Origin of the sequence: Nonomuraea sp. NPDC050310 (assembly GCF_040655795.1) — a bacterium.
Taxonomy (GTDB): Bacteria; Actinomycetota; Actinomycetes; order Streptosporangiales; family Streptosporangiaceae; genus Nonomuraea.
This window is the reverse complement of sequence record NZ_JBFAKP010000004.1, coordinates 25,922-46,092: the sequence shown is the minus strand read 5'-3', so window position 1 is coordinate 46,092 and position 20,171 is coordinate 25,922. Positions and strand designations below refer to the sequence as shown.

The 20,171-nt window shown below is 70.5% G+C and carries 19 protein-coding genes and 2 riboswitches; of the genes, 10 read left to right on the top strand and 9 right to left on the bottom strand.

Going from position 1 to position 20,171, the window contains the following annotated elements; translation table 11 throughout:
• The first annotated feature begins 70 nt into the window (after positions 1–70).
• The 5 genes from AB0I67_RS13145 (at position 71) to AB0I67_RS13125 (ending at position 6,566) form a co-directional block, all read left to right on the top strand.
• Entirely contained in the window at positions 71–2,635 is a 2,565-nt protein-coding gene (locus tag AB0I67_RS13145; protein WP_357922318.1) for an insulinase family protein, read from the top strand.
• 38 nt (positions 2,636–2,673) lie between these two features.
• Positions 2,674–3,600, top strand: a complete 927-nt coding sequence (locus AB0I67_RS13140; RefSeq protein ID WP_357922316.1) for an ABC transporter ATP-binding protein — start codon at positions 2,674–2,676, stop codon at positions 3,598–3,600.
• Entirely contained in the window at positions 3,590–4,384 is a 795-nt protein-coding gene (locus tag AB0I67_RS13135) for an ABC transporter permease (protein WP_357922313.1), read from the top strand. The genes AB0I67_RS13140 and AB0I67_RS13135 overlap by 11 nt, the downstream gene beginning before the upstream one ends.
• Before the next feature lie 93 nt (positions 4,385–4,477).
• Positions 4,478–4,846 (top strand): hypothetical protein, encoded by a 369-nt coding sequence (locus AB0I67_RS13130; RefSeq protein ID WP_357922311.1) that lies wholly within the window; start codon positions 4,478–4,480, stop codon positions 4,844–4,846.
• 85 nt (positions 4,847–4,931) lie between these two features.
• A complete protein-coding gene (locus tag AB0I67_RS13125) occupies positions 4,932–6,566 on the top strand; it encodes a DNA repair helicase XPB (RefSeq protein WP_357922308.1) in 1,635 nt (544 codons plus the stop codon).
• A gap of 205 nt (positions 6,567–6,771) precedes the next feature.
• Here the strand turns inward: AB0I67_RS13125 and AB0I67_RS13120 are convergent, their stop codons facing one another.
• Positions 6,772–7,089 carry a hypothetical protein gene (locus AB0I67_RS13120; protein ID WP_357922305.1) on the bottom strand — a complete coding sequence of 106 codons (318 nt, stop codon included), beginning with the start codon at positions 7,087–7,089 and terminating at the stop codon, positions 6,772–6,774.
• A 107-nt stretch (positions 7,090–7,196) separates the two neighbouring features.
• Here AB0I67_RS13120 and AB0I67_RS13115 point away from each other — a divergent pair, with 107 nt between their 5' ends.
• From AB0I67_RS13115 to AB0I67_RS13100, 4 genes are all read left to right on the top strand, one after another.
• The gene (locus AB0I67_RS13115) at positions 7,197–9,212 is read left to right on the top strand and encodes an AAA family ATPase (protein ID WP_357922302.1); all 2,016 of its coding nucleotides are present in this window, start codon (positions 7,197–7,199) and stop codon (positions 9,210–9,212) included.
• Between the two features lie 347 nt (positions 9,213–9,559).
• Positions 9,560–10,234: a 2-phosphosulfolactate phosphatase gene (locus AB0I67_RS13110; RefSeq protein WP_357922299.1), complete on the top strand. Its 675-nt coding sequence runs from the start codon at positions 9,560–9,562 to the stop codon at positions 10,232–10,234.
• Between the two features lie 81 nt (positions 10,235–10,315).
• Positions 10,316–10,957, top strand: a complete 642-nt coding sequence (locus AB0I67_RS13105) for a dihydrofolate reductase family protein (protein WP_357922296.1) — start codon at positions 10,316–10,318, stop codon at positions 10,955–10,957.
• A 72-nt stretch (positions 10,958–11,029) separates the two neighbouring features.
• The gene (locus tag AB0I67_RS13100) at positions 11,030–11,458 is read left to right on the top strand and encodes a GNAT family N-acetyltransferase (protein ID WP_357922293.1); all 429 of its coding nucleotides are present in this window, start codon (positions 11,030–11,032) and stop codon (positions 11,456–11,458) included.
• A gap of 4 nt (positions 11,459–11,462) precedes the next feature.
• Here the strand turns inward: AB0I67_RS13100 and AB0I67_RS13095 are convergent, their stop codons facing one another.
• The 8 genes from AB0I67_RS13095 to AB0I67_RS13060 all read right to left on the bottom strand — a co-directional run bounded on the left by AB0I67_RS13095 (position 11,463) and on the right by AB0I67_RS13060 (position 18,724).
• Complete coding sequence (locus AB0I67_RS13095; RefSeq protein WP_357922290.1) at positions 11,463–12,701, bottom strand: MFS transporter; 1,239 nt, start codon at positions 12,699–12,701, stop codon at positions 11,463–11,465.
• Between the two features lie 107 nt (positions 12,702–12,808).
• The gene (locus AB0I67_RS13090; RefSeq protein ID WP_357922287.1) at positions 12,809–13,045 is read right to left on the bottom strand and encodes a hypothetical protein; all 237 of its coding nucleotides are present in this window, start codon (positions 13,043–13,045) and stop codon (positions 12,809–12,811) included.
• Positions 13,027–13,692 carry a CHAP domain-containing protein gene (locus AB0I67_RS13085; RefSeq protein WP_357922284.1) on the bottom strand — a complete coding sequence of 222 codons (666 nt, stop codon included), beginning with the start codon at positions 13,690–13,692 and terminating at the stop codon, positions 13,027–13,029. Before AB0I67_RS13085 ends, AB0I67_RS13090 begins: the two co-directional genes overlap by 19 nt.
• 7 nt (positions 13,693–13,699) lie before the next feature.
• A riboswitch (cyclic di-AMP (ydaO/yuaA leader) is annotated at positions 13,700–13,865 on the bottom strand.
• 160 nt (positions 13,866–14,025) lie between these two features.
• Positions 14,026–15,654, bottom strand: a complete 1,629-nt coding sequence (gene groL, locus AB0I67_RS13080; protein WP_357922282.1) for a chaperonin GroEL — start codon at positions 15,652–15,654, stop codon at positions 14,026–14,028.
• Between the two features lie 330 nt (positions 15,655–15,984).
• Positions 15,985–16,185: a cold-shock protein gene (locus AB0I67_RS13075; protein ID WP_068927743.1), complete on the bottom strand. Its 201-nt coding sequence runs from the start codon at positions 16,183–16,185 to the stop codon at positions 15,985–15,987.
• A gap of 245 nt (positions 16,186–16,430) precedes the next feature.
• Positions 16,431–16,706, bottom strand: a complete 276-nt coding sequence (locus AB0I67_RS13070) for a MoaD/ThiS family protein (RefSeq protein WP_357922279.1) — start codon at positions 16,704–16,706, stop codon at positions 16,431–16,433.
• Positions 16,706–17,932 carry a threonine synthase gene (gene thrC, locus AB0I67_RS13065; protein ID WP_357922276.1) on the bottom strand — a complete coding sequence of 409 codons (1,227 nt, stop codon included), beginning with the start codon at positions 17,930–17,932 and terminating at the stop codon, positions 16,706–16,708. Before thrC ends, AB0I67_RS13070 begins: the two co-directional genes overlap by 1 nt.
• Before the next feature lie 13 nt (positions 17,933–17,945).
• Positions 17,946–18,085: riboswitch (SAM riboswitch) on the bottom strand.
• 84 nt (positions 18,086–18,169) lie between these two features.
• Positions 18,170–18,724: an RNA polymerase sigma factor gene (locus AB0I67_RS13060; protein WP_357922273.1), complete on the bottom strand. Its 555-nt coding sequence runs from the start codon at positions 18,722–18,724 to the stop codon at positions 18,170–18,172.
• 30 nt (positions 18,725–18,754) lie between these two features.
• Here AB0I67_RS13060 and AB0I67_RS13055 point away from each other — a divergent pair, with 30 nt between their 5' ends.
• Positions 18,755–20,164 carry a trehalose-6-phosphate synthase gene (locus AB0I67_RS13055; RefSeq protein WP_357922270.1) on the top strand — a complete coding sequence of 470 codons (1,410 nt, stop codon included), beginning with the start codon at positions 18,755–18,757 and terminating at the stop codon, positions 20,162–20,164.
• Positions 20,165–20,171 lie beyond the last annotated feature (7 nt).

Below are 20,171 nucleotides of genomic sequence, written 5' to 3'. Positions count from 1 at the left end.
GAAACCGGCCCGACAAGGGTCAACGAAATTGCACCAACCTGCCCTTATCTGCCAGAGAGGGAATGTCATCATGCGCGAACTCATCCGCGCCTGCCTGCCGAACGGGCTGCGTCTCGTTCTGGCGCCCGACCCGGCCGCCACCACGGTCGGGGTCAGCGTCCACTACGGCGTGGGCTTCCGCACCGAGCCGCCCGGCCGGGCCGGGTTCGCGCACCTCTTCGAGCACCTGATGTTCGAGGGGAGCCGGCACGTCCCGCCCGGCGCCCACGGCCGGGTGATCCAGGCCTCCGGCGGCAGCTTCAACGGCACGACCGGCCCGGACGCCACCAACTTCTACGCGAGCGTGCCCGGCGGGGCCCTGGAACGGGTGCTGTTTCTGGAGGCCGACCGGATGCGCGCGCCGCTCCTGGACGAGGCGGCGCTGACCAAGCAACGCGAGGTGGTCAGGGACGAGATCCGGCGCAACGTGCTGAGCCGTCCCTACGCGCGCTTCCCCGGAACCCTGCTGGCGCGGACGCTCTACACCTCCTTCGCCTGCACGCACGACGGCTACGGCGAGCTCGGCGACCTGGAGGCGGCCGGAGTGGCCGACTGCCGGGAGTTCTTCGAGCGCCACTACCACCCGGCCAACGCGGTGCTGGCGATCTGCGGCGACTTTGAGCCCGACGTGGAGCTGATCGAGCGCCACTTCGGCGACATCGCCGGCCGCGAGCCGCTGCCCGGCCGGATCGACGAGCAGCCGCGCGGCGGCGAGCTCCGGCAGGTCGACCAGCACGCGACCGCGCCGGCCCTGGCCGTCGGCTATCCCCTGCCCGACCCGGCCGCCGACCTCGACGGCTACCTCGCCCATGTGCTGCTGTCCGCCCTGCTGACCGACGGGCTCAGCAGCCGGCTGCGGCGCTCGCTGACCGAGGCCGGGCTCGGCGAGGTCACCGTGCGCTCCGGTTGCGGTCCCGCCGGGGGCATCCTGCGCGCCCGGCACCCCGACACCTTCTCCGTCGCCGCCTACCACCAGGGCTCCGCCGAGCGCGTGCTCGCGCTGATCGAGGACGAGCTGAGCGTGCCGGACCTGTCGGCGAGCGAGCTGGAGGGCGCCGCCGTCCGAGCCGGCGCCGCGTGGAGCCGCGCCCACGCCCGGCCGGTCGAGCGGGCCCGCGCACTGAGCCGGCTGGAGCTGCTGTTCGACGCCCCGCACCTGCTCGGCGAGTTGCCGGAGCGGCTGCACCGGATCACCGCCGAGCAGGTCACGCAGGCCGGGCGACGGCTGGGCGGCCAGCCGCGCGCGCTGGTGCTGGTGACCCCGGCCGAGACCCGGCCGGGTACGGGCGACGGCGGCCGGCGTGCGCCGCTGGCTCCCGTGCCCGCCGAACCCGAGACCGTCCACCAGCGCACGGCCGCCGCCTCCGGCGCCGAGCCGGCCGGCCTGCCCCCGCTCGGCGGCCACCGCCCGGCGCGGGTGCCCGAGTCGGCCTCGGCCACGTTGCCGAACGGGCTGCGCGTGCTCGCCGTCCGCTGCCCCGGCCTTCCCCTGGCCGCCGTACGGCTCTGCGTCCCGATCGCCTCCGGCGAGGCGGCCGACGCCTCGATCCTGGGCGCGATGGTGTTGCGCGAGAGCCGCTGCCCTCGGGCGGCCGAGCTGGAGCGCGCCGGCTGGACCGTGCTGCCGCTGGCCGACACCCGCCGGCTCGTGCTGAGCGGGGACGGCCCGGCGAGGACGTTGCGGCAGGCGCTGGAGGTCGTCGCCTCCGCGCTGATCCAGGACGACGGCTACGCCGCCGACGACATCGCGGCCATCCGGGGCCTGGTGACGCGGCAACTGGCCGCGCTCGCCGCCCATCCGGCCACGACCGCGCGCGGGGCCGTACGCCGCCTGGTCGGTCTCGCGCCGGAGGTGTCGGGGCCGGTCGACCAGGTGAGCGCGGAGAGCCTGGCGGGCCTGCACCGCAGCCGGCTGCGGCCGGGCGGCGCCACGCTCGTCGTCGCCGGCGAGCTCGACCCGCAGGACACCCTCGCGCTGGCCGCCGACGCGCTGGCCGGCTGGCGGGGCAGCGCGGAACCGGTCGCCGCGGCGGCTCCGCCGTACCGGAAGAAGGCCTGGCGGGGACTGCACCGCGACGGCGCCGCCCAGGTGCAGCTCCTGTTCGGCACGGTCGCCGAGCCCACGCCCGCGGTGGAGCTGGCGAGCGCGGTCTTCGGCGGCCACTCCTCCTCGCGGCTGGCCACGACCATGCGGGACCGGCTGCGGCTGACCTACTCGGCGCGCACCGCGCTGGAGCCGAGCGGCCTCGTGCTGAGCTCGTTCGACGTCCGGCGCGAGGCCGCGCGGACGGCGATCGAGGAGTTCGCGCGCCTCCTGGAAGGCGTGACCACCGAGCCGTTCACCGCGCAGGAGATCGAGCGCGCCCGTGCCTACCTGGTCGGCCGGTGGCTGGAGTCGGTCGGCGACGCCGCCGGCCTGGCCACCGCGCTGCTGGAGCGCGCCCCGGAAGAGCTGGTGCGGCACGGCGACGCGCTGGCCACCGTCACGCACGAGGAGGTACGGGCCGCCGCGGCCCGGCTTTTCGACCCCGGCTTCATCACCGGCGTTGCCGTCGGCGATCTCTCAATGATCAAATCCTACGAGATGGTCAGGTGATCATGGCTCTTCACACCCTTTCGAGACGAGACAGAACCGTGAATGCGACCCCCCAGTCCCCCATCGTCGTCCGGGACCTGCACCAGCGCTACGGCGACTTCGAGGCCGTGCGCGGCATCTCCTTCGAGGTACAGCAGGGCGAGCTGTTCGCGCTGCTGGGCACGAACGGCGCCGGCAAGACCACCACGATCGAGGTGCTGGAGGGCTTCCGCCCGCCCACCTCGGGCACGGTGCGCGTCCTGGGCCACGACCCGCATGCCGACCGGGCGAAGGTCCGGCCGCACGTCGGCCTGATGTTGCAGGAAGGCGGCTTCTTCAGCGATCTGACGGTGTCGGAGACGGTCCGGTTCTGGCGGGACGTCTCCCCCGCCAAGCCGTTGACGGTCTCCGAGGTGCTCGGCCGGGTCGACCTGGAGGACAAGGCGGGCGTGCAGGTCCGGCAGCTCTCCGGCGGCCAGAAGCGCCGCCTGGACCTGGCGCTGGCCACGCTCTCCCAGCCCAAGGTGCTCTTCCTGGACGAGCCGACCACGGGCATGGACCCCGAGGCCCGCCGCAACACCTGGACGATCATCCAGGACCTGGTCGCGGCCGGCACCACCGTCCTGCTCACCACCCACTACCTGGAGGAGGCCGAGCGGCTGGCCGCCCGGCTGGCGATCATGAACGCCGGGCGGATCGAGGTGGCCGGCACCATCGCCGAGGTCGTCGCCCAGCGCGGCAACCGCATCACCTTCCAGGCCCCCGACCACCTGCCCGGCACCGGGCTCCCCCTGCTGGGCGGCGTGCCCGCCAAGGTGGAGCGCGGCGCCGCCGAGTACCGGCTGGGCGCGGACCCGGCCCTGACCCAGAACTCCCTGGCCTCGCTGCTGGCGTGGGCCGCGGAGCACCGAATCGTCCTCGACCGCCTGGAGGTGCGGAGCGCCTCGCTGGAGGAGGTCTTCCTGGAGGTGGCCAATGCTGCTTGAACACACCCTGCGTCTGGCCAGGCTGGACCTGGCGATGCTGACCAGGAACCGGATGGCCTTCTTCACCACGATCGCCTTCCCGTTCCTGCTGGGCTGCGTGGCCCTGGTGCTCAAGGACGGATACGTGGCGGGCGTGCCCGCCGGGCTCTACATCCTGACCGGGATGCTGGCGCTCATCGGCTTCTTCGTCACCTTCATGCACCTGACCACGCTCTTCACCGTCCGGCGCGAGGAGCTGGTGCTCAAGCGCATGCGCGGCAGCGTGCTGTCGGAGGCGGCCATCTTCGGCGGCAGCGGCCTGGCCTGCACCCTGATCTACGTCTTCCAGGTCGCCGCGATCATCACGCTCGGCCTGGTCGCGCTCGGCGGCCACCTGCCGCGTAACCCGCTGCTGCTCTTCCTCGGCGTGGTGCTCGGCTCGATCATGTTCGTGCCGATGGCGGCGGCGATGTCGGGCTTCACCAAGACCGGCGAGTCGGCCCAGATCACCGTGCTGCCCGCGATGCTGATCCTGGCGACCACCTCGCAGGCCAGCTTCCCGCTCGCGGGCATGCCGGAGATGGTCCAGCGGGTGGCGGCGGCCCTGCCGCTCTCGCCGGTGGTGGACGTCATCCGGATCGGCTACTTCGGTCAGGACTTCACCGCGGGGGCGCCGCATCCCGCGGTCGACTTCGTCCAGGGATGGGTGGCGGCCGGGCCGCGGCTGCTGCTGATCGTCGCCTGGATCGTGGTCGGGGTGCTCATCGCGCGCAAGCACTTCCGCTGGGAGCCGCGGAGCGCGTGAGTGCCGGACTCGGCGGCGGGAACCTCGCGGTTCCCGCCGCTGTTTCGTTTCTCCGGCCCGGCAGACCGGCTAATTCGTGATAAATGTGGACTCGTGACCCAGCCCTACGACTCCCAGCCGGGCTACGGTGCCTACCAGCCCTACGGGGCGCCGTACGGCCAGCATCCGCCGCCCGCCTACGCCTACGGCGCTCCCCCGCCCCAGGTGCACCGCGAGATCGAGCGGGCCCGCACCAACGCGATCGTCGCCCTCGTGGTCAACCTCATCGGCGTCGTCTCCTGCTTCAACGTCTTCGGCATCGCCGGCGCCATCGTGGCCGGCAAGGCGCTCGGCCGCGTCACCACCGAGCCCGCCCGCGCCCGCGTGCTCACCCGCTGGGCGTGGAGCGTGTTCGCCGCCGGGTTCGTGCTGATGGCGGCCTTCATCGCGGTGATGATCGTCCTGGACAGTCGCGGGATTTAGGGACTGTTCAGGGCTCCGTGCGTGTTGGATATGCGGTAGCCGTACCGGCGCGACCGCCTGTGGCCGCGCACACGAAAGGGAGCCTGTGAACGACGGCCCGCTCATCGTCCAGTCCGACAAGACCCTGCTGCTCGAGGTCGACCACGACAAGGCCGACGAGTGCCGCCGCGCCATCGCGCCCTTCGCCGAACTCGAGCGCGCCCCCGAGCACGTCCACACCTACCGCGTCACCCCGCTCGCGCTGTGGAACGCCCGCGCCGCCGGGCACGACGCCGAGCAGGTCGTCGACGCGCTGATCGCGCACAGCCGCTACCCGGTGCCGCACGCCCTGCTCGTCGACATCGCCGAGACCATGGCGAGGTACGGCAGGCTCCGCCTCGACAAGCACCCGGTGCACGGGCTGGTGCTCACCACCAGCGACCGCGCGGTGCTCGAAGAGGTGCTGCGCTCGAAGAAGATCCAGCCGATGCTCGGCGAGCGCATCGACGGCGACTCGGTCGCGGTGCACCCGAGCGAGCGCGGCAACATCAAGCAGGCCCTGCTCAAGCTCGGCTGGCCGGCCGAGGACATGGCCGGCTACGTCGACGGCGAGGCGCACCCGATCGAGCTGCGCGAGGAGGGCTGGACGCTGCGCCCCTACCAGAAGGAGGCGGCCGACGCCTTCTGGCACGGCGGCTCGGGCGTGGTCGTGCTGCCCTGCGGCTCCGGCAAGACCATCGTCGGCGCGGCGGCGCTCGCGCACGCCAAGGCGACCACGCTGATCCTGGTCACCAACACCGTCAGCGTGCACCAGTGGAAGCAGGAGCTGCTCAAGCGCACCTCGCTGACCGAGAACGAGATCGGCGAGTACTCCGGCTCCAAGAAGGAGATCCGCCCGGTCACCATCGCGACCTACCAGGTCATGACCGCCAAGCGGAAGGGCGTCTACTCCCACCTGGAGCTCTTCGACGCCCGCGACTGGGGCCTGGTGGTCTACGACGAGGTGCACCTGCTGCCCGCGCCGATCTTCCGGATGACCGCCGACCTGCAGGCCCGCCGACGCATCGGCCTCACCGCCACGCTGGTGCGCGAGGACGGCCGTGAGGGCGACGTGTTCTCGCTGATCGGCCCCAAGCGCTACGACGCGCCCTGGAAGGAGATGGAGAACCAGGGCTGGATCGCCCCGGCCGACTGCGTCGAGGTGCGGGTCACCCTGCGCGACGACGAGCGGCTGACCTACGCGATGTGCGAGTCCGACGAGCGCTACCGCTTCGCGGCGACCGCGCCGGCCAAGACCCGGGTGACCGAGGCGCTGGTCCGCAAGCACCTGGGCGAACAGGTGCTGGTCATCGGGCAGTACATCGACCAGCTCGACGAGCTCGGCGAGCATCTCAACGCGCCGGTGATCAAGGGCGAGACGCGGATCAAGGAGCGGGAGGAGCTCTTCCAGGCCTTCCGCGACAAGGAGATCCAGGTGCTGGTCGTCTCCAAGGTGGCCAACTTCTCCATCGACCTGCCCGAGGCGGCGGTCGCGATCCAGGTGTCGGGCACCTTCGGGTCCCGCCAGGAGGAGGCCCAGCGGCTCGGCCGGGTGCTGCGGCCCAAGGCCGACGGGGGCGGCGCGCGGTTCTACACCGTGGTCAGCCGGGACACCGTCGACCAGGAGTTCGCCGCGCACCGGCAGCGCTTCCTGGCCGAGCAGGGGTACGCCTACCAGATCGTCGACGCCGACGACGTGTGACCCGCGTCTTGCAGACGAACGAACCGTCCGGCTCCCCGAGCCGGACGGTTCCCCACTAGGTCCAGGAACATCCACGGGTCATCGAAAGCACCCCCCTCACCAGGGTGACAAGTCCCCTACGCATCACGCTCGAACGCGACATACCCCATGATTCAAGGAATCCACTGGATATGCCCGGATTTTTCGTAGGAAGTGTTGTTTTGGTCTAGCCGGCGAGCAGGCCGCCCAGGAAAAGCACCGCGACCGCCACGATCCAGGCCGCCACCGCCACGGCCATCACCCGGCCGAACAGCCGCTCATCCCGCCGGGAGAACCATGCGGCAGCCGTACACGCACCCCCGGAAACCGCGAATACCCCCGAAACCAGATTAGACGTCGCCAACCGCTCCGCGCACGCACCGGACGCCTCCCCATCGGCGCAGAACGCCTCCAAACCCCACCCGGCGAAAACCGACAGACCCCACAGGGCCGCGAGCAGGAAGCTGGCGACGGTGGGGAGAACCGGCGAGAAGCCCAGGCGCACGCCCTCCCTGTACCCAGGGAAAACCCTTTGGATGCCTGCCCGCTCGACGACTAAGCTTGTCGGTTCGCTACCTCAGATGACCACCACCTCCCAGGAGGCACTTCCGCATGCCCGCAGAACCACCGGCACCCGACATACTCACCGCCGAACAGGCCCACCTCGCCGAATCCCGCCGCGCCCTCCAGGCGATGCGCGAACACGCGCAGTCCCTCTCCTCAGACGCGGCCGGCGACTGGGTCTCGCAGCAGATCCTCCAGTCGCTGCTCGACCAGCGCGTCGCCGCGCTCGCCGACCACCCCGACACGCCGCTGTTCTTCGGCCGCCTCGAACGCTCCGCCGACGACGACCTGCCGCCCACGATCTACGTCGGCCGCCGGCACGTCCACGACGGCACCAGCCGCCCGCTCGTCATCGACTGGCGCGCCCCCGTCTCGCGCGCCTTCTACCAGGCCAGCCCGGCCGACCCCATGGGCGTACGGCTCCGCCGCCGCTTCGGCTACCACGGCGGCAAGCTCACCGCCTTCGAGGACGAGCCCCTCGACACCGGCGCCGACCTCGGCCCCTCCAAGATCCTCACCGACGAGATCGAGCGCCCCCGCACCGGCCCGATGCGCGACATCGTCGCGACCATCCAGCCCGACCAGGACGAGATCGTCCGCAGCGACCTCGGCACCACCGTCTGCGTCCAGGGCGCCCCCGGGACCGGCAAAACCGCCGTCGGCCTGCACCGCGCGGCCTACCTGCTCTTCACCCACCGCGAGCGCCTCGCCCGCGCCGGCGTGATGATCGTCGGGCCCAACCGCGCCTTCCTCTCCTACATCTCCTCCGTCCTGCCCGCCCTCGGCGAGGTCAAGGTCGACCAGACCACGGTCGCCGACCTCCTCGGCGCCGGCACCGTGACCGAAGACCCCTCCGTCTCCGCGGTCAAGGGCTCGGCCCGCATGGCCAAGGTCCTCGAACGAGCCCTCTGGGCGCACATCGCCAAGCCCACCGAAGGCGTCGTCTACACGCAGGGCGTCTACCGCTTCCGCGTCGCCGACCACGAGGTCCGCGAGATCGTCGCCTCCCTGCGCGGCACCACCCGCTACAACCCCGGCCGCGACGCCCTCACCCAGCGCCTGGCCCACCTCGTGCTCGTCCGCATGGAGCAGCGCGGCGAGGCGCCCGACGACCGCGTCCACGACAAAGTCGCCCGCTCCAAGCCGGTCAAGCAGCTCGTCGACGCCGTCTGGCCCAAGCTCGTGCCCGAGCAGGTGCTCTTCCGGCTCCTGTCCGACCCCGAGTTCCTCGCCAAGGCCGCCCGCACCGACCTGTCGCCGGAGGAGCAGGAGCTCCTGCTGTGGGGCAAGCCGTACCGGGGCTGGAAGTCCGCCAAGTGGAGCGCCGCCGACGCCGCCCTGCTCGACGAGCTCGCCGACCTCATGGAGCGCACCCCCTCCCTCGGCCACCTCGTCGTCGACGAAGCCCAGGACCTCTCCGAGATGCAGCTCCGTGCGCTCGGGCGGCGCTGCCGTACCGGGTCGGCCACCGTCCTCGGCGACCTCGCCCAGGGCACCACCCCCTGGTCGGTCAGCTCCTGGGAGACCGTCCTGCACCACCTCGGCCAGGACTCCGGCGAGGTCACCGAGCTCACGCTCGGCTTCCGAGTCCCGCGCGAGGTCCTCGACTACGCCGCGCAGCTCCTGCCCTCCGTCGCCCCCACCCTGGCCGCCCCCCGCTCCCTCCGCCCCGGCCTCGGCTCCCTCTCCGTACGGCAGAGCCCCCCGTCACACGACTCCGTGGTGCGCGCCCCCCTCCTCCGTGACGCGGTCACCGAGGCGCTGGCCCGTGAGGGCTCCATCGGCGTCATCACCCCCGACGCCCTCGTCGCCGACACCTCGGCCGCCCTGGCCGACCTCCCCCACACCGTGCTCGGCCCCGACTCCACCGAGGACCACCGCCTCCTCATCGTCCCCGCCACCCTGGCCAAGGGTCTGGAGTACGACCACGTCATCGTGGTGGAGCCCGCCGACATCGTCTCCGCCGAACCCCGTGGCCTGGCCCGGCTCTACGTCGTCCTCACCCGCGCCGTCACCACCCTCACCGTCCTCCACGCCAAGCCCCTCCCCGAACTCCTCACCTAGGGTCCTTCGCTGTCGGGCGCGCTCCGCGCGTGCCGGACCTCGGGCTCCCCTCCCGGGGGAGCCCAGCTCCCCCGCACCCCCTAGCCGGGGGCCTCCCGGCCCCCGGACCCCCGAGCCGTCGACGAGCGAGCAACCGCGAGATCAGAAGCCGATCGGGCAGCACCTCGGAGCCCCCGCGTCCCGCTCCGCAGCGACCTAGGAAGGCCCCAGGCTACGAGGCGACCGGCCCAGGGAGCGCTTGAGGCCCGCCCTTTTTCGGAGCAGCCCAGACGGCGTAGAACTTGCGGCGGCGAGCGACTTGGGACGGCTCTTTTCTCCCAGAGAGCAGGAACGGCCATCATGGCCCGATGGAGAGTCGGTTCCTGGGCATCCCCCAGTTGGTTGAGACCCCCGCAACCGCGGTGGTGGTCGATGTGATGCGGGCGTTCACCGTGGCGGCCTGGGCGTTCGCGCGTGGGGCCGAGCGGATCGTGCTGGCCGAGAGCCTCGACCAGGCGCTGGCGCTCAAAGCACGCAACCCCGGGTGGGTGGCGTTGAAGGACGGGCCGCCGGCGGCGGGGTTCGACGCGGTGAACTCGCCGGCGATGTTGCGGACGGCCGACCTGAGCGGCCGGACCGTGGTGCAGAAGACGACGGCGGGGACGGTGGGCGCGCTGGCGGTGAAGGACGCGGAGCTGGTGTTGTGCGCGAGTTTCGTGGTGGCCGAGGCGACGGCCCGGCTGCTGCGGGAGCGCGGGTGCGAGAGCGTGACGTACGTGGTGACGGGTGAGGAGGGGCGGGCCGAGGAGGATCTGGCGTGCGCCGAGTACATCGCGCTCCGGGCCGGCGGAGACGAGGTGGAGGCGGCGGGGTTCCTGCGGCGGGCCGGGGTGTCGCGGGCGGCGGCCGAGCTGGCCGAGGGGGTACGGCTGGGCGTGCATCCGGATGATGTCGCGCTGTGTCTTGAGGTCGATCGGTTCCCGTTCGCCATGGTGGCGGCTCTGGAGGGGCCACTGATGGTGCTCAAAGTGGCGGAAAAATAGTCGGCCGAGTGTGTAGAGGAGTCGGGTGCGGCTCCGACCAAGGGGTGAAGGACACCGAACACTGCACACGAAGGAGCCGTCATGGCCAAGCTGATCGTCGCCAACTTCACCATCTCCCTCGACGGCTACGCCGCGGGACCCGGGCAGCGGATGGACGCGCCGTTCGGGGACGGGGCGGATGCGCTGCACGACTGGATGGTCGGCACCCGCGCCTTCCGGGAGTCGCACGGGATGGAGGGTGGCGAGGAGGGCCCGGACAACGACCGGGTGCTCCAGGCGGCGGGCGACTTCGGGGCGACGATCATGGGGCGGAACATGTTCGGCCCGCAGCGTGGCCCGTGGGACGACCACGAGTGGCAGGGCTGGTGGGGCGACAACCCGCCTTTCCACAACGACGTCTTCGTCATGACCCACCACCCGCGGCCGACGCTCAAGCTGGCGGGCGGGACCTCCTTCCACTTCGTGGACGGCACTGCTGAGGAGGTGCTGGCTCGGGCGGTGGCGGCGGCCGGCGGGAAGGACGTGCAGCTGTCCGGTGGGGCGGGGGTGATCCGGCAGTTCCTGCGGGCGCGGCTGGTGGATGAGCTGCGGATCGCGGTGGCGCCGATGTTCATCGGTGGGGGTGAGCGGTTGTTCGATGGGCTGGGGGACGCCATGCAGGGGTATCGGGTGGTTGAGCAGGTCAGCACGAAGGCGGCCACGCATCTGCTGATCACTCGCTAGCCGACTCACCGGCTGCCCTTTCCAGGAGGCTGGGAGGGGAGTCCGTGGTGACGGGTGCTAGCTTGTCCGGCCATGAAGGACCAAGTGCTGACCATCCGCCCCGCCCGCCAGGACGAGGTGCCCGCGATCCTCGCCTTCTGGGCGGAGGCCGCCGAGGGCACCGACCGGCACGACTCGGCCGGCAAGGTGCTCGCCCTGCTCGACCGCGACCCCGAGGCCCTGCTGGTCGCCGAGGTGGACGGGGAACTGGCCGGCACGCTCATCGCGGGGTGGGACGGCTGGCGGGCACACCTGTACCGCCTCGCCGTCCACCCGGATCATCGCCGCAAGGGCATCGGCTCCAAGCTGATCGAGGCCGCCGAGCAGCGGTTCGCCGGGTTCGGGGCGTTCAGGGCGGATGCCATGGTGCTCCACGACAACACCCTCGCCCACCACGCCTGGAAGGCGGCCGGCTACGCCGTACAACCGGAATGGGGCCGCTGGGTCAAGCCGCTCGGCTGAAGGCTCAGCCGTACCGGACCAGCTCGGGCACCCGTACGGCGAGCAGGATGAGGGCGGCGGCCAGGAGGAGCCCGGCGCAGAGCGTGGTGAGGGCGACGCCGACGGTCTGCGCGATGACGCCCAGGATCAGCGCGGAGACCGGCATCACGCCGATGGCGAGCTCCTGCACACCGAGGGCCCGGCCGTGGAGCGCGGGCTCGGTGGTCATGAGCAGCAGCGTGGTCTGCAGCACCCCGAAGACCGCGCTGAGCACGCCGATGCCGATCATCACCACGTAGGCGGCGGTGACGTTCTGGGCCACCGCGAACACCGCCCACAGCAGGCCCCACCCGGCGGTGCCCAGCACGAAGGCGCCGCCCTTGAAGCGGAAGTCGCCGAGCCCGGCGATGATCAACGACCCGACCAGGCCGCCCACGCCGCAGCAGGTGAGCAGGACGCCCAGCCCGGCGGCGTCGAGGCCGAGCGACTGCTGGGCGAAGACCGGCATGAACGACTGGTAGATCGGCCAGAGCAGGATGTTGGCCGCGAGGGTGACCAGGAGGATGGCGACCGCCAGCCGGTTGCGGGCGATGGCGCGGAACCCGCCGGTGATCATCGACAGCACGCGCTCGGGCTCGTGCCGGACCGGGTCGCCCAGGCCGCGCAGCGGGATCAGCAACACCAGCGAGAGCCCATACCAGGCCGTCGAGATCCACAACGCGGCCGGCGCGCCCAGCGTGGAGATCAGCGCGCCGCCGGCCGCCGGACCGATCACCTGGGGCAGGTTCATGGCCATCGTGTTCAGGGCGTTGGCGTTGCTCAGGTTCTCGCGTCCGACCAGGTCGAGCACCATGGACGAGCGGGCCGGCTGCGAGGGCGACTGCGCCAGCCCGAGGGCCAGGCCGCCCGCCACCAGCGCCCAGTACGGCAGCAGGTCGAACGAGGCCAGCCCGGCCACGGCACCCGCGGTGACCAGCGCCCAGGCGCAGGCGATGATCAGGAGGCCGACCCGGTTGTGCCGGTCGGCGACCGCGCCCGCGATCGGGCCCAGCAACATCGGCGCCAGCCGCGCGGCGGTGAAGACCGCGACCAGGAACTCCGACCCGGTCGTCTCGTAGGCGAGCCAGCCGAGCACGAGCGTCTGGGTCCAGACGCCGCCGAAGAAGAACAGGTTCGACAGCCAGAGCAGCCGGAACCGGCCGTTGGCGCGAAGCGCGGACAGGGCCGTGCCCAGGCCCAGTTTGGACGGCTTCGCTCGCAGCACCGGGCGGGCTCCTTCTGATCACGGCTGGGGAGACGCCGCAATGGTATACCACTAGCGATTGAGCGGGGCCGCGGCCAGTGCGGTGGCCGCGACCCCACGTTTTCAGGCTAGGTACGGCGGCGCCACCCCGCATCGCGCAGCCGGCCGACCTTGCCGCTCCGGCCGGGTGAGGCCGAGGTCAACCCATCGATTGACCCGCCGGCCGCCCGGTGCCGTCCCGGGCGGCGCTGCCACCGCCGGGTGACGAGGGCGGTCAGGAACACCCCGGCCAGCACCACCGTGCCCGCATCCGCCGGCGGCAGGTTCTCCGCTCCGGGAGTACGGCTCAGCACAGCAGCCTGCAACGCCGCCCCCTACCGGCACCAAGGGACATCGGCGAGAGAGCCGAGCCGGGAGAAGCGGGGGCGGCCGATGCGGCGGTGGGCTCGGGGGCAGGAGCTGACGCGGCCGGCGTGGCGGCGACCGCGGGCGGCGGCGTGGCTGCGGGAGTGGCGGCTGCGGCGAGGGTCTGTTCGTAGGTGGCCCCGTCGACCTTCACCAGCCGCGGCAGCCCATACCCCACCACCGTCCCGGTGTCGCGAACCTTCCGTTTGAGGTAAACGCCGTCGGCGTTCCCCTCAATCGTATGGATCTTGGTCCCGGCGACCTTCTCCACGATGCCGACATGGCTGATCCCGCCGACCGACTTCGGCCCGCTCCAGTTGTAGAACACGAACGCCCCAGGCTCCGGCGTGGTGCTCCAAGCACCCTGCTGCCGGAACCAGTTGGCATGCGCCGGCGTATACGCGAACCGTCCCGCGTATTCGGCCACCCCTGCCTGATCGGCGGCCCAGGCGAGGAACATGTCACACCAGGCGGCGGTCTTGAAGGAGTACGAGTCGTCGACGTGCGTGCCATACCAGTCGCCGTATTTGGTATAGCCGCCGCTTTCCTCCCTGTACGGCAGTTCAGCTTCGATGACCTTGAACAACTTGTCCGAGATCGGATCCAATTGGGGGCGGTCCTCTCCTAGGACGCCTACCGGGTTAGCTGACGGGTTCGGGCCAGGAGAAAGCCGCCCTACCGCTGGTTTCGAGCAGGCCGCACTCTGCTCGGGGTCGCGGATTCACCCCAGAAAGTTGGGTCCCCGGCTCCCCGCGCACGGGGACTCGGCGATCGGACGGCCGCCTTCCCGTTGAAGGCCGATAACCGTCCGGTAACGCGGGACTGTAATAGGACTCCAACCGAAATGCCAAATAAAGGTAGGTAAAATCCCGCGAACACCAAGAGCGCACACGCAAAAGGCGGCCCCCGAAGGGACCGCCTGAAGCGTGTGGATCAGGACTTAGAAGTCCATGTCCCCGCCGCCGGGCATGCCGCCGGGAGCAGCCGGGGTCTTCTCCGGCTTCTCGGCGATGACAGCCTCGGTGGTCAGGAACAGCGCCGCGATGGAAGCGGCGTTCTGCAGCGCGGAGCGCGTCACCTTGGCCGGGTCGATGATGCCCGACTCGAACATGTTGACGTACTCGCCGGTCGCGGCGTTGAGGCCCTCACCCGGGGTCAGGTTGCGAACCTTCTCCACCACGACGCCGCCCTCGAGACCGGCGTTGACCGCGATCTGCTTGAGCGGCTCCTCCAGAGCCTTGCGCACGATCGCCGCGCCGGTGGCCTCGTCGCCGGTGAGCTCGAGCTTGTCGAACGCCTTGGCGCCGGCCTGCAGCAGCGCGACACCACCGCCGGGGACGATGCCCTCCTCGACGGCCGCCTTCGCGTTGCGAACGGCGTCCTCGATGCGGTGCTTGCGCTCCTTGAGCTCGACCTCGGTGGCCGCGCCGGCCTTGATGACGGCGACGCCGCCGGCCAGCTTGGCGAGGCGCTCCTGGAGCTTCTCGCGGTCGTAGTCGGAGTCGGTGCGGTCGATCTCGGAGCGGATCTCGTTGACCCGGCCGGAGATCTGGTCCGCGTCACCGGCGCCGTCGACGATGGTCGTCTCGTCCTTGGTGACGACGACCTTGCGAGCGCGGCCGAGCAGGTCGAGGGTGGCGTTCTCGAGCTTGAGACCGACCTCCTCGGCGATGACCTGGCCGCCGGTCAGGATGGCGATGTCGTTCAGCATGGCCTTGCGGCGGTCACCGAAGCCGGGCGCCTTGACCGCGACGGACTTGAACAGCCCGCGGATCTTGTTGACGACCAGGGTGGCCAGGGCCTCGCCCTCGATGTCCTCGGCGATGATCAGCAGCGGCTTGCCGGACTGCACGACCTTGTCGAGAACGGGGAGCAGGTCCTTGTTGGCGGAGACCTTGCTGTTGACGATCAGGATGTAGGGGTCCTCGAGGACGGCCTCCATCCGGTCGGGGTCGGTCACGAAGTAACCGGACACGTACCCCTTGTCGAAGCGCATGCCCTCGGTGAGCTCGAGCTCGAGGCCGAAGGTGTTGCTCTCCTCGACGGTGATGACGCCTTCCTTGCCGACCTTGTCCATCGCCTCGGCGATGAGCGCGCCGATCTCGGGGTCGGCGGCGGAGATGGAGGCGGTCGAAGCGATCTGCTCCTTGGTCTCCACGTCCTTGGCCAGCTTGGAGAGTTCCTCGCTGACGCGCTCGACGGCGGCCTCGATGCCCTTCTTCAGGGCCATCGGGTTGGCGCCGGCGGCAACGTTGCGCAGGCCCTCGCGCACCAGCGCCTGGGCGAGCACGGTGGCGGTGGTGGTGCCGTCACCCGCGACGTCGTCGGTCTTCTTGGCGACTTCCTTGACGAGCTCCGCACCGATCTTCTCGTACGGGTCCTCGAGCTCGATCTCCTTGGCGATGGACACACCGTCGTTGGTGATCGTGGGGGCGCCCCACTTCTTCTCCAGAACGACGTTGCGGCCCTTCGGGCCGAGGGTCACCTTGACGGCGTCGGCGAGCTGGTTCATACCGCGCTCGAGACCGCGCCGGGCGTCCTCGTCAAACGCGATCATCTTGGCTGCCATAAGGCTGGACCTCCCAGATGCAGGGTGGTTTGCATAAGGGATCGAGCCGAAGCCCGCGACGGCATATAGGCCTGCATCTCCCTGCGGCAGGCCCCATCGCCTCGATCCATCATTGGCACTCTGCTATCGAGAGTGCCAACGAACTGTTTAGCACTCTACCCGGTCGAGTGCAAGCCGACGCCATGAGTCGGCTGCTCATGAGGGTGCCTCACCTGGGACGGGTCGCCGGAGGCCGGGGCTCGGGCCGGGTCCGGAACGGACCCGGCCACGCGCGTTCGTGGGCGGTTCGCACGGACTGCGTTGCCGTACGAACCACCGGCCAGGTGTGTGTCAGACCGCTCGGACAGATTCGGCCTGCGGCCCCTTCTGTCCCTGCGTGATCTCGAACTCGACCCGCTGGCCCTGCTCGAGAGACCGATAGCCGTCCATCATGATCGCTGAGTAATGGACGAAGACATCCTTACCACCGTCTACCGCGATGAAGCCGTAGCCCTTGTCCGCGTTGAACCACTTGACGGTGCCCTGCGCCACTTCCGACTCCTCTAACTGGGCTCCGGACCTCGCCCATTCCTCTCGCAAGATCCGCAGTCTTCCTGACTTAAGGGGATTTCCAGCCAGTCGACCGCACTCGACCATACCTGTGAGGTGGCATTGGGGAACAGAGTCAAGCACAAAACTGCTTAGCGCTACATTTCCTTTAAGTTTGAAATGTCCCTGCAGATACGAACACCCCCCGGGCGAGGGCCCAGGGGGTGCGTCGTACGGAAGGGGCCGGATCAGCCGCCCGCGACCGCCGGGATGATCGAGATCTGCGCGCCTTCGGGCGTCGCGGTGTCAAGGCCCTCGGAGAAACGGACGTCCTCTTCCCCGACATAGACATTGACAAAACGGCGAATCTTGCCCGATTCATCCAGAATTCGCGCGCCGATACCCGGGAAGTCGGCGTCGAGCTTCTGGAGCACCTCGCGAAGCGTCGCGCCCTCCCCGCGCACATCTGCACTTCCGCCCGTGTATGTGCGCAGAATTGTCGGAATCCGCACCGAAACACTCATCAGATAACCTTCCTAAACGCGTCGAGCGAGGGCTTGATCACCGCGGACGGCTCGGCCGTGACCACGTCGAGGGTCTTGAGGCCGTCGCCGGTGTTGAGCACCACCGTGTCCAGCTCGGGGTCGAGCTTCCCGGCCGCCACGAGCTTGCGCAGCACCCCCACGGTGACCCCGCCCGCCGTCTCGGCGAAGATGCCCTCGGTCGAGGCCAGCAGGTGGATCGCCGAGACGATCTCGGCGTCGGTGACGTCCTCCACCGCGCCGCCGGTCCGGCGGGCGATGTCGAGCACGTAGGGGCCGTCGGCCGGGTTGCCGATCGCCAGCGACTTGGCGATCGTGTCCGGCTTCACCGGCTGGACCACGTCGTGCCCGGCCTTGTAGGCCGCCGCCACCGGCGAGCACCCGGTCGCCTGGGCCGCGAAGATCTTGTACGGCTTCTCCTCGACCAGGCCGAGCGCGACGAGCTCCTTGAAGCCCTTGTCGATCTTCGTGAGCTGCGAGCCGGAGGCCACCGGGATGACGATCTGGTCCGGCAGCCGCCAGCCGAGCTGCTCCGCGATCTCGTAGGCCAGCGTCTTGGATCCCTCGGCGTAGTAGGGCCGCAGGTTGACGTTGACGAAGCCCCACTTCTCGCCGGCCGGGTCGCCGATCAGCTCCGAGCAGAAGCGGTTGACCTCGTCGTAGGTGCCCTCGATGCCGATCAGCTTGCCGCCGAACACCCGGGCCATGGCGATCTTCGCCTGCTCCAGGTCGGCGGGGATGAAGACGCAGGCCTCCAGCCCGGCGCGGGCGGCCGCGGCGGTGACCGCGCCGGCCAGGTTGCCGGTGGAGGAGCACGACAGGGTGTGGAAACCGAAGGTGCGGGCCGCCTCGACGGCGATCGCGACCACCCGGTCCTTGAAGGAGTGGGTGGGGTTGCCGGAGTCGTCCTTGATGTGCAGGGACTTGAGACCGAGCGACTTGCCGAGCCCCTCGGCGCGGACCAGCTTGGTCCAGCCGGGGTTCATGTTCCGCTTCTCGGTCACGTCCACGGGGACCGGGAGGAGCCGCCGGTAGCGCCAGATGTTGTCGGGACCGGACTCGATGTCCGAGCGGGTCACCGTACCGAAGTCGTAGGCCACCTCGAGCGGCCCGAAACACTCGAGACAGGCGAAGTGGGGACCGAGGTCGTAGCGCGTGCCGCATTCGCGGCAGGAGAGCGCGACAGCAGGGCCGAAGTCGAGCGACATGAAGCGAGGCCTTCCCTCATCTTCGCCCGCGACCACCTTGGTCACGGGCCGGAATTGGCACCTGTCCCGGTCGGCCTCGTCACGTCACGAGCACGAACCGGGAGGGTTGCCGGGGCTTCGCAGGGCCGGTCCCTCCACCCCTCTGGATGAGCAATATGAAGTTGTGTTTCTGCGCAGCACTCTACCTGGACTGGCGACGCTGACAACTCAGCGTCTCGCCAGTCGAGACAGGCCGTCTCAGCGGTAGTCCTCGCCCAGTGCCGCCTGCACGTACTTGCGCGCCTGGTGGATGCGCGACTTGGCGGTGCCGAGCGGGATGCCGAGCTGTTCGGCCACCTCGTTGTAGTCGAGCTGGACGATGTCGCGCAACACCAGAGCCTGCGCCAGGTCCGGCTTGTCGGCCTCCAGCGCCTCCATCGCGTCGAGCAGGTCGAGCCGCGAGCCGGCGATCACGCTCACCCGGCGCACGTCGGGCCGCTGGGTGGGCAGTTCGTCGGAGGTCTGCTCGGCCGCGCGCCGCTTGAGCGAGCGGTAGGTGGTGCGCGCGCAGTTGGCCGTCACGATGTGCAGCCACGTGCTGAAGCGGGCCCGCCCCTCGAACCGGCCGATGTTTCGCGCCACGGCCAGCAGCGTGTCCTGGCAGGCTTCCTCGGCATCCTGGTGGTAGGGCAAGATCCGGGCGCAGTGCCGCAACACATCGGGCTCGATCCGCTTGAGCAGCTCACCGAGCGCACGGTGATCGCCGCCCGCTGCGGATCGGGCCAGTTCCTCGGTTAGCTCATCAAGCGCCATAGAGAGATCCTAAGAGCGGGGAGGGTTTTCATGAACAGCGTCCTGGTGGCCTCCAACCGGGGGCCGGTCTCCTTCACGGTCGACGCCGACGGCGTCCTGACGATGAAACGCGGCGGCGGCGGGCTGGTCTCGGGCCTGTCGGGGGTGGCCAAGGACGTGCTCTGGGTCTGTGCCGCGCTGTCCGACGGCGACCGCGGCGCGGTACGGCAGGCCCCCGGCGGCCGGCTCGACCACGCGGGGTACGACACCGGTCCGTTGCGCATGCTGGATATTCCCCCGGCCACCTTTCACCGGGCTTACAACGCGGTTGCCAACTCCACGCTCTGGTTCGTCAACCACCTGCTCTACGACATCCCGACCAGCCCGCACTTCGGCACCCGCTTCGAGCGCGAGTGGGAGTCCTACCGCGACTACAACGGCGCCTTCGCGCTGGCCCTGGCCGAGGAGGCGGCGCACGAGGCGCGGGTGATGGTCCAGGACTACCACCTCACCCTCACCCCGGCGATGCTCCGCGCCGAGCGGCCCGACCTGCGCATCGCGCACTTCAGCCACACGCCGTGGGCGCCGCCCGAGTACTTCTCGCTGCTGCCCGACGAGGTGGGGCGCGAGGTGCTGGAGGGCATCCTCGGCGCCGACCACGCGGGCTTCCTGACCGAGCGCTGGGCGCGCGCGTTCATGGACTGCTGCCGCCACCTGCTCGGCGCGGAGGTCTCCGCCGGCGCGGTCACCCATGACGGGCGCACCACCCGCATCGGCGTCCACAGCCTGGGGGTGGACGGCGACGCGCTGTGGGCCCGCGCCTGCGAGCCCGACGTCGAGTCCCATGTCGCGGCATTACGGGAGCAGACCGGCGGGCGGCGGCTGATCGTGCGGATCGACCGCACCGAGCTGTCGAAGAACATCGTGCGGGGCCTGATGGCCTACCGCGAGTTCCTCGCCGCCCATCCCGAGTGGCACGGCCGGGTGGTGCACCTGGCCTTCGCCTACCCGAGCCGGCACGACCTGCCCGAGTACCGCGAGTACACCGCCGCGGTGCAGCGCTGCGCCAAGGAGATCGAGGACGAGTACGCCACGGAGGACTGGGACCCGCTCATCCTCAACGTCGACGACGACTACCCGCGCAGCCTGGCCGCCTACCGCCTGGCCGACGTGCTCCTGGTCAACCCGGTGCGCGACGGCATGAACCTGGTCGCCAAGGAGGGGCCGGTGCTGTCCGACCGCTGCGCGCTCGTGCTCTCCCGCGAGGCCGGCGCCGCCGCCGAGCTGGGCGAGGACGCGCTGGTGGTCAACCCCTTCGACGTCGGCGAGACCGCCCGCGCGCTGCACGCCGCGCTGGTCATGGACGAGCAGGAGCGGGTACGGCGAGCCCTGCGGCTGCGGGCCAAGGCCACCGCGCTGCCCCCGGAAAGGTGGCTGGCCGCCCAGTTGAATGCCCTTTAGTACGCTT

Excerpts from the sequence above, each read along its gene's own strand:
- AB0I67_RS13145 (WP_357922318.1), top strand. The coding sequence starts at position 71 with ATGCGCGAACTCATCCGCGCCTGCCTGCCGAACGGGCTGCGTCTCGTT.
- AB0I67_RS13135 (WP_357922313.1), top strand. The coding sequence starts at position 3,590 with ATGCTGCTTGAACACACCCTGCGTCTGGCCAGGCTGGACCTGGCGATG.
- AB0I67_RS13115 (WP_357922302.1), top strand. The coding sequence starts at position 7,197 with ATGCCCGCAGAACCACCGGCACCCGACATACTCACCGCCGAACAGGCC.
- AB0I67_RS13110 (WP_357922299.1), top strand. The coding sequence starts at position 9,560 with ATGGAGAGTCGGTTCCTGGGCATCCCCCAGTTGGTTGAGACCCCCGCA.
- AB0I67_RS13105 (WP_357922296.1), top strand. The coding sequence starts at position 10,316 with ATGGCCAAGCTGATCGTCGCCAACTTCACCATCTCCCTCGACGGCTAC.
- AB0I67_RS13100 (WP_357922293.1), top strand. The coding sequence starts at position 11,030 with ATGAAGGACCAAGTGCTGACCATCCGCCCCGCCCGCCAGGACGAGGTG.
- groL (WP_357922282.1), bottom strand. The coding sequence starts at position 15,654 with ATGGCAGCCAAGATGATCGCGTTTGACGAGGACGCCCGGCGCGGTCTC.
- AB0I67_RS13070 (WP_357922279.1), bottom strand. The coding sequence starts at position 16,706 with ATGAGTGTTTCGGTGCGGATTCCGACAATTCTGCGCACATACACGGGC.
- thrC (WP_357922276.1), bottom strand. The coding sequence starts at position 17,932 with ATGTCGCTCGACTTCGGCCCTGCTGTCGCGCTCTCCTGCCGCGAATGC.
- AB0I67_RS13060 (WP_357922273.1), bottom strand. The coding sequence starts at position 18,724 with ATGGCGCTTGATGAGCTAACCGAGGAACTGGCCCGATCCGCAGCGGGC.
- AB0I67_RS13055 (WP_357922270.1), top strand. The coding sequence starts at position 18,755 with ATGAACAGCGTCCTGGTGGCCTCCAACCGGGGGCCGGTCTCCTTCACG.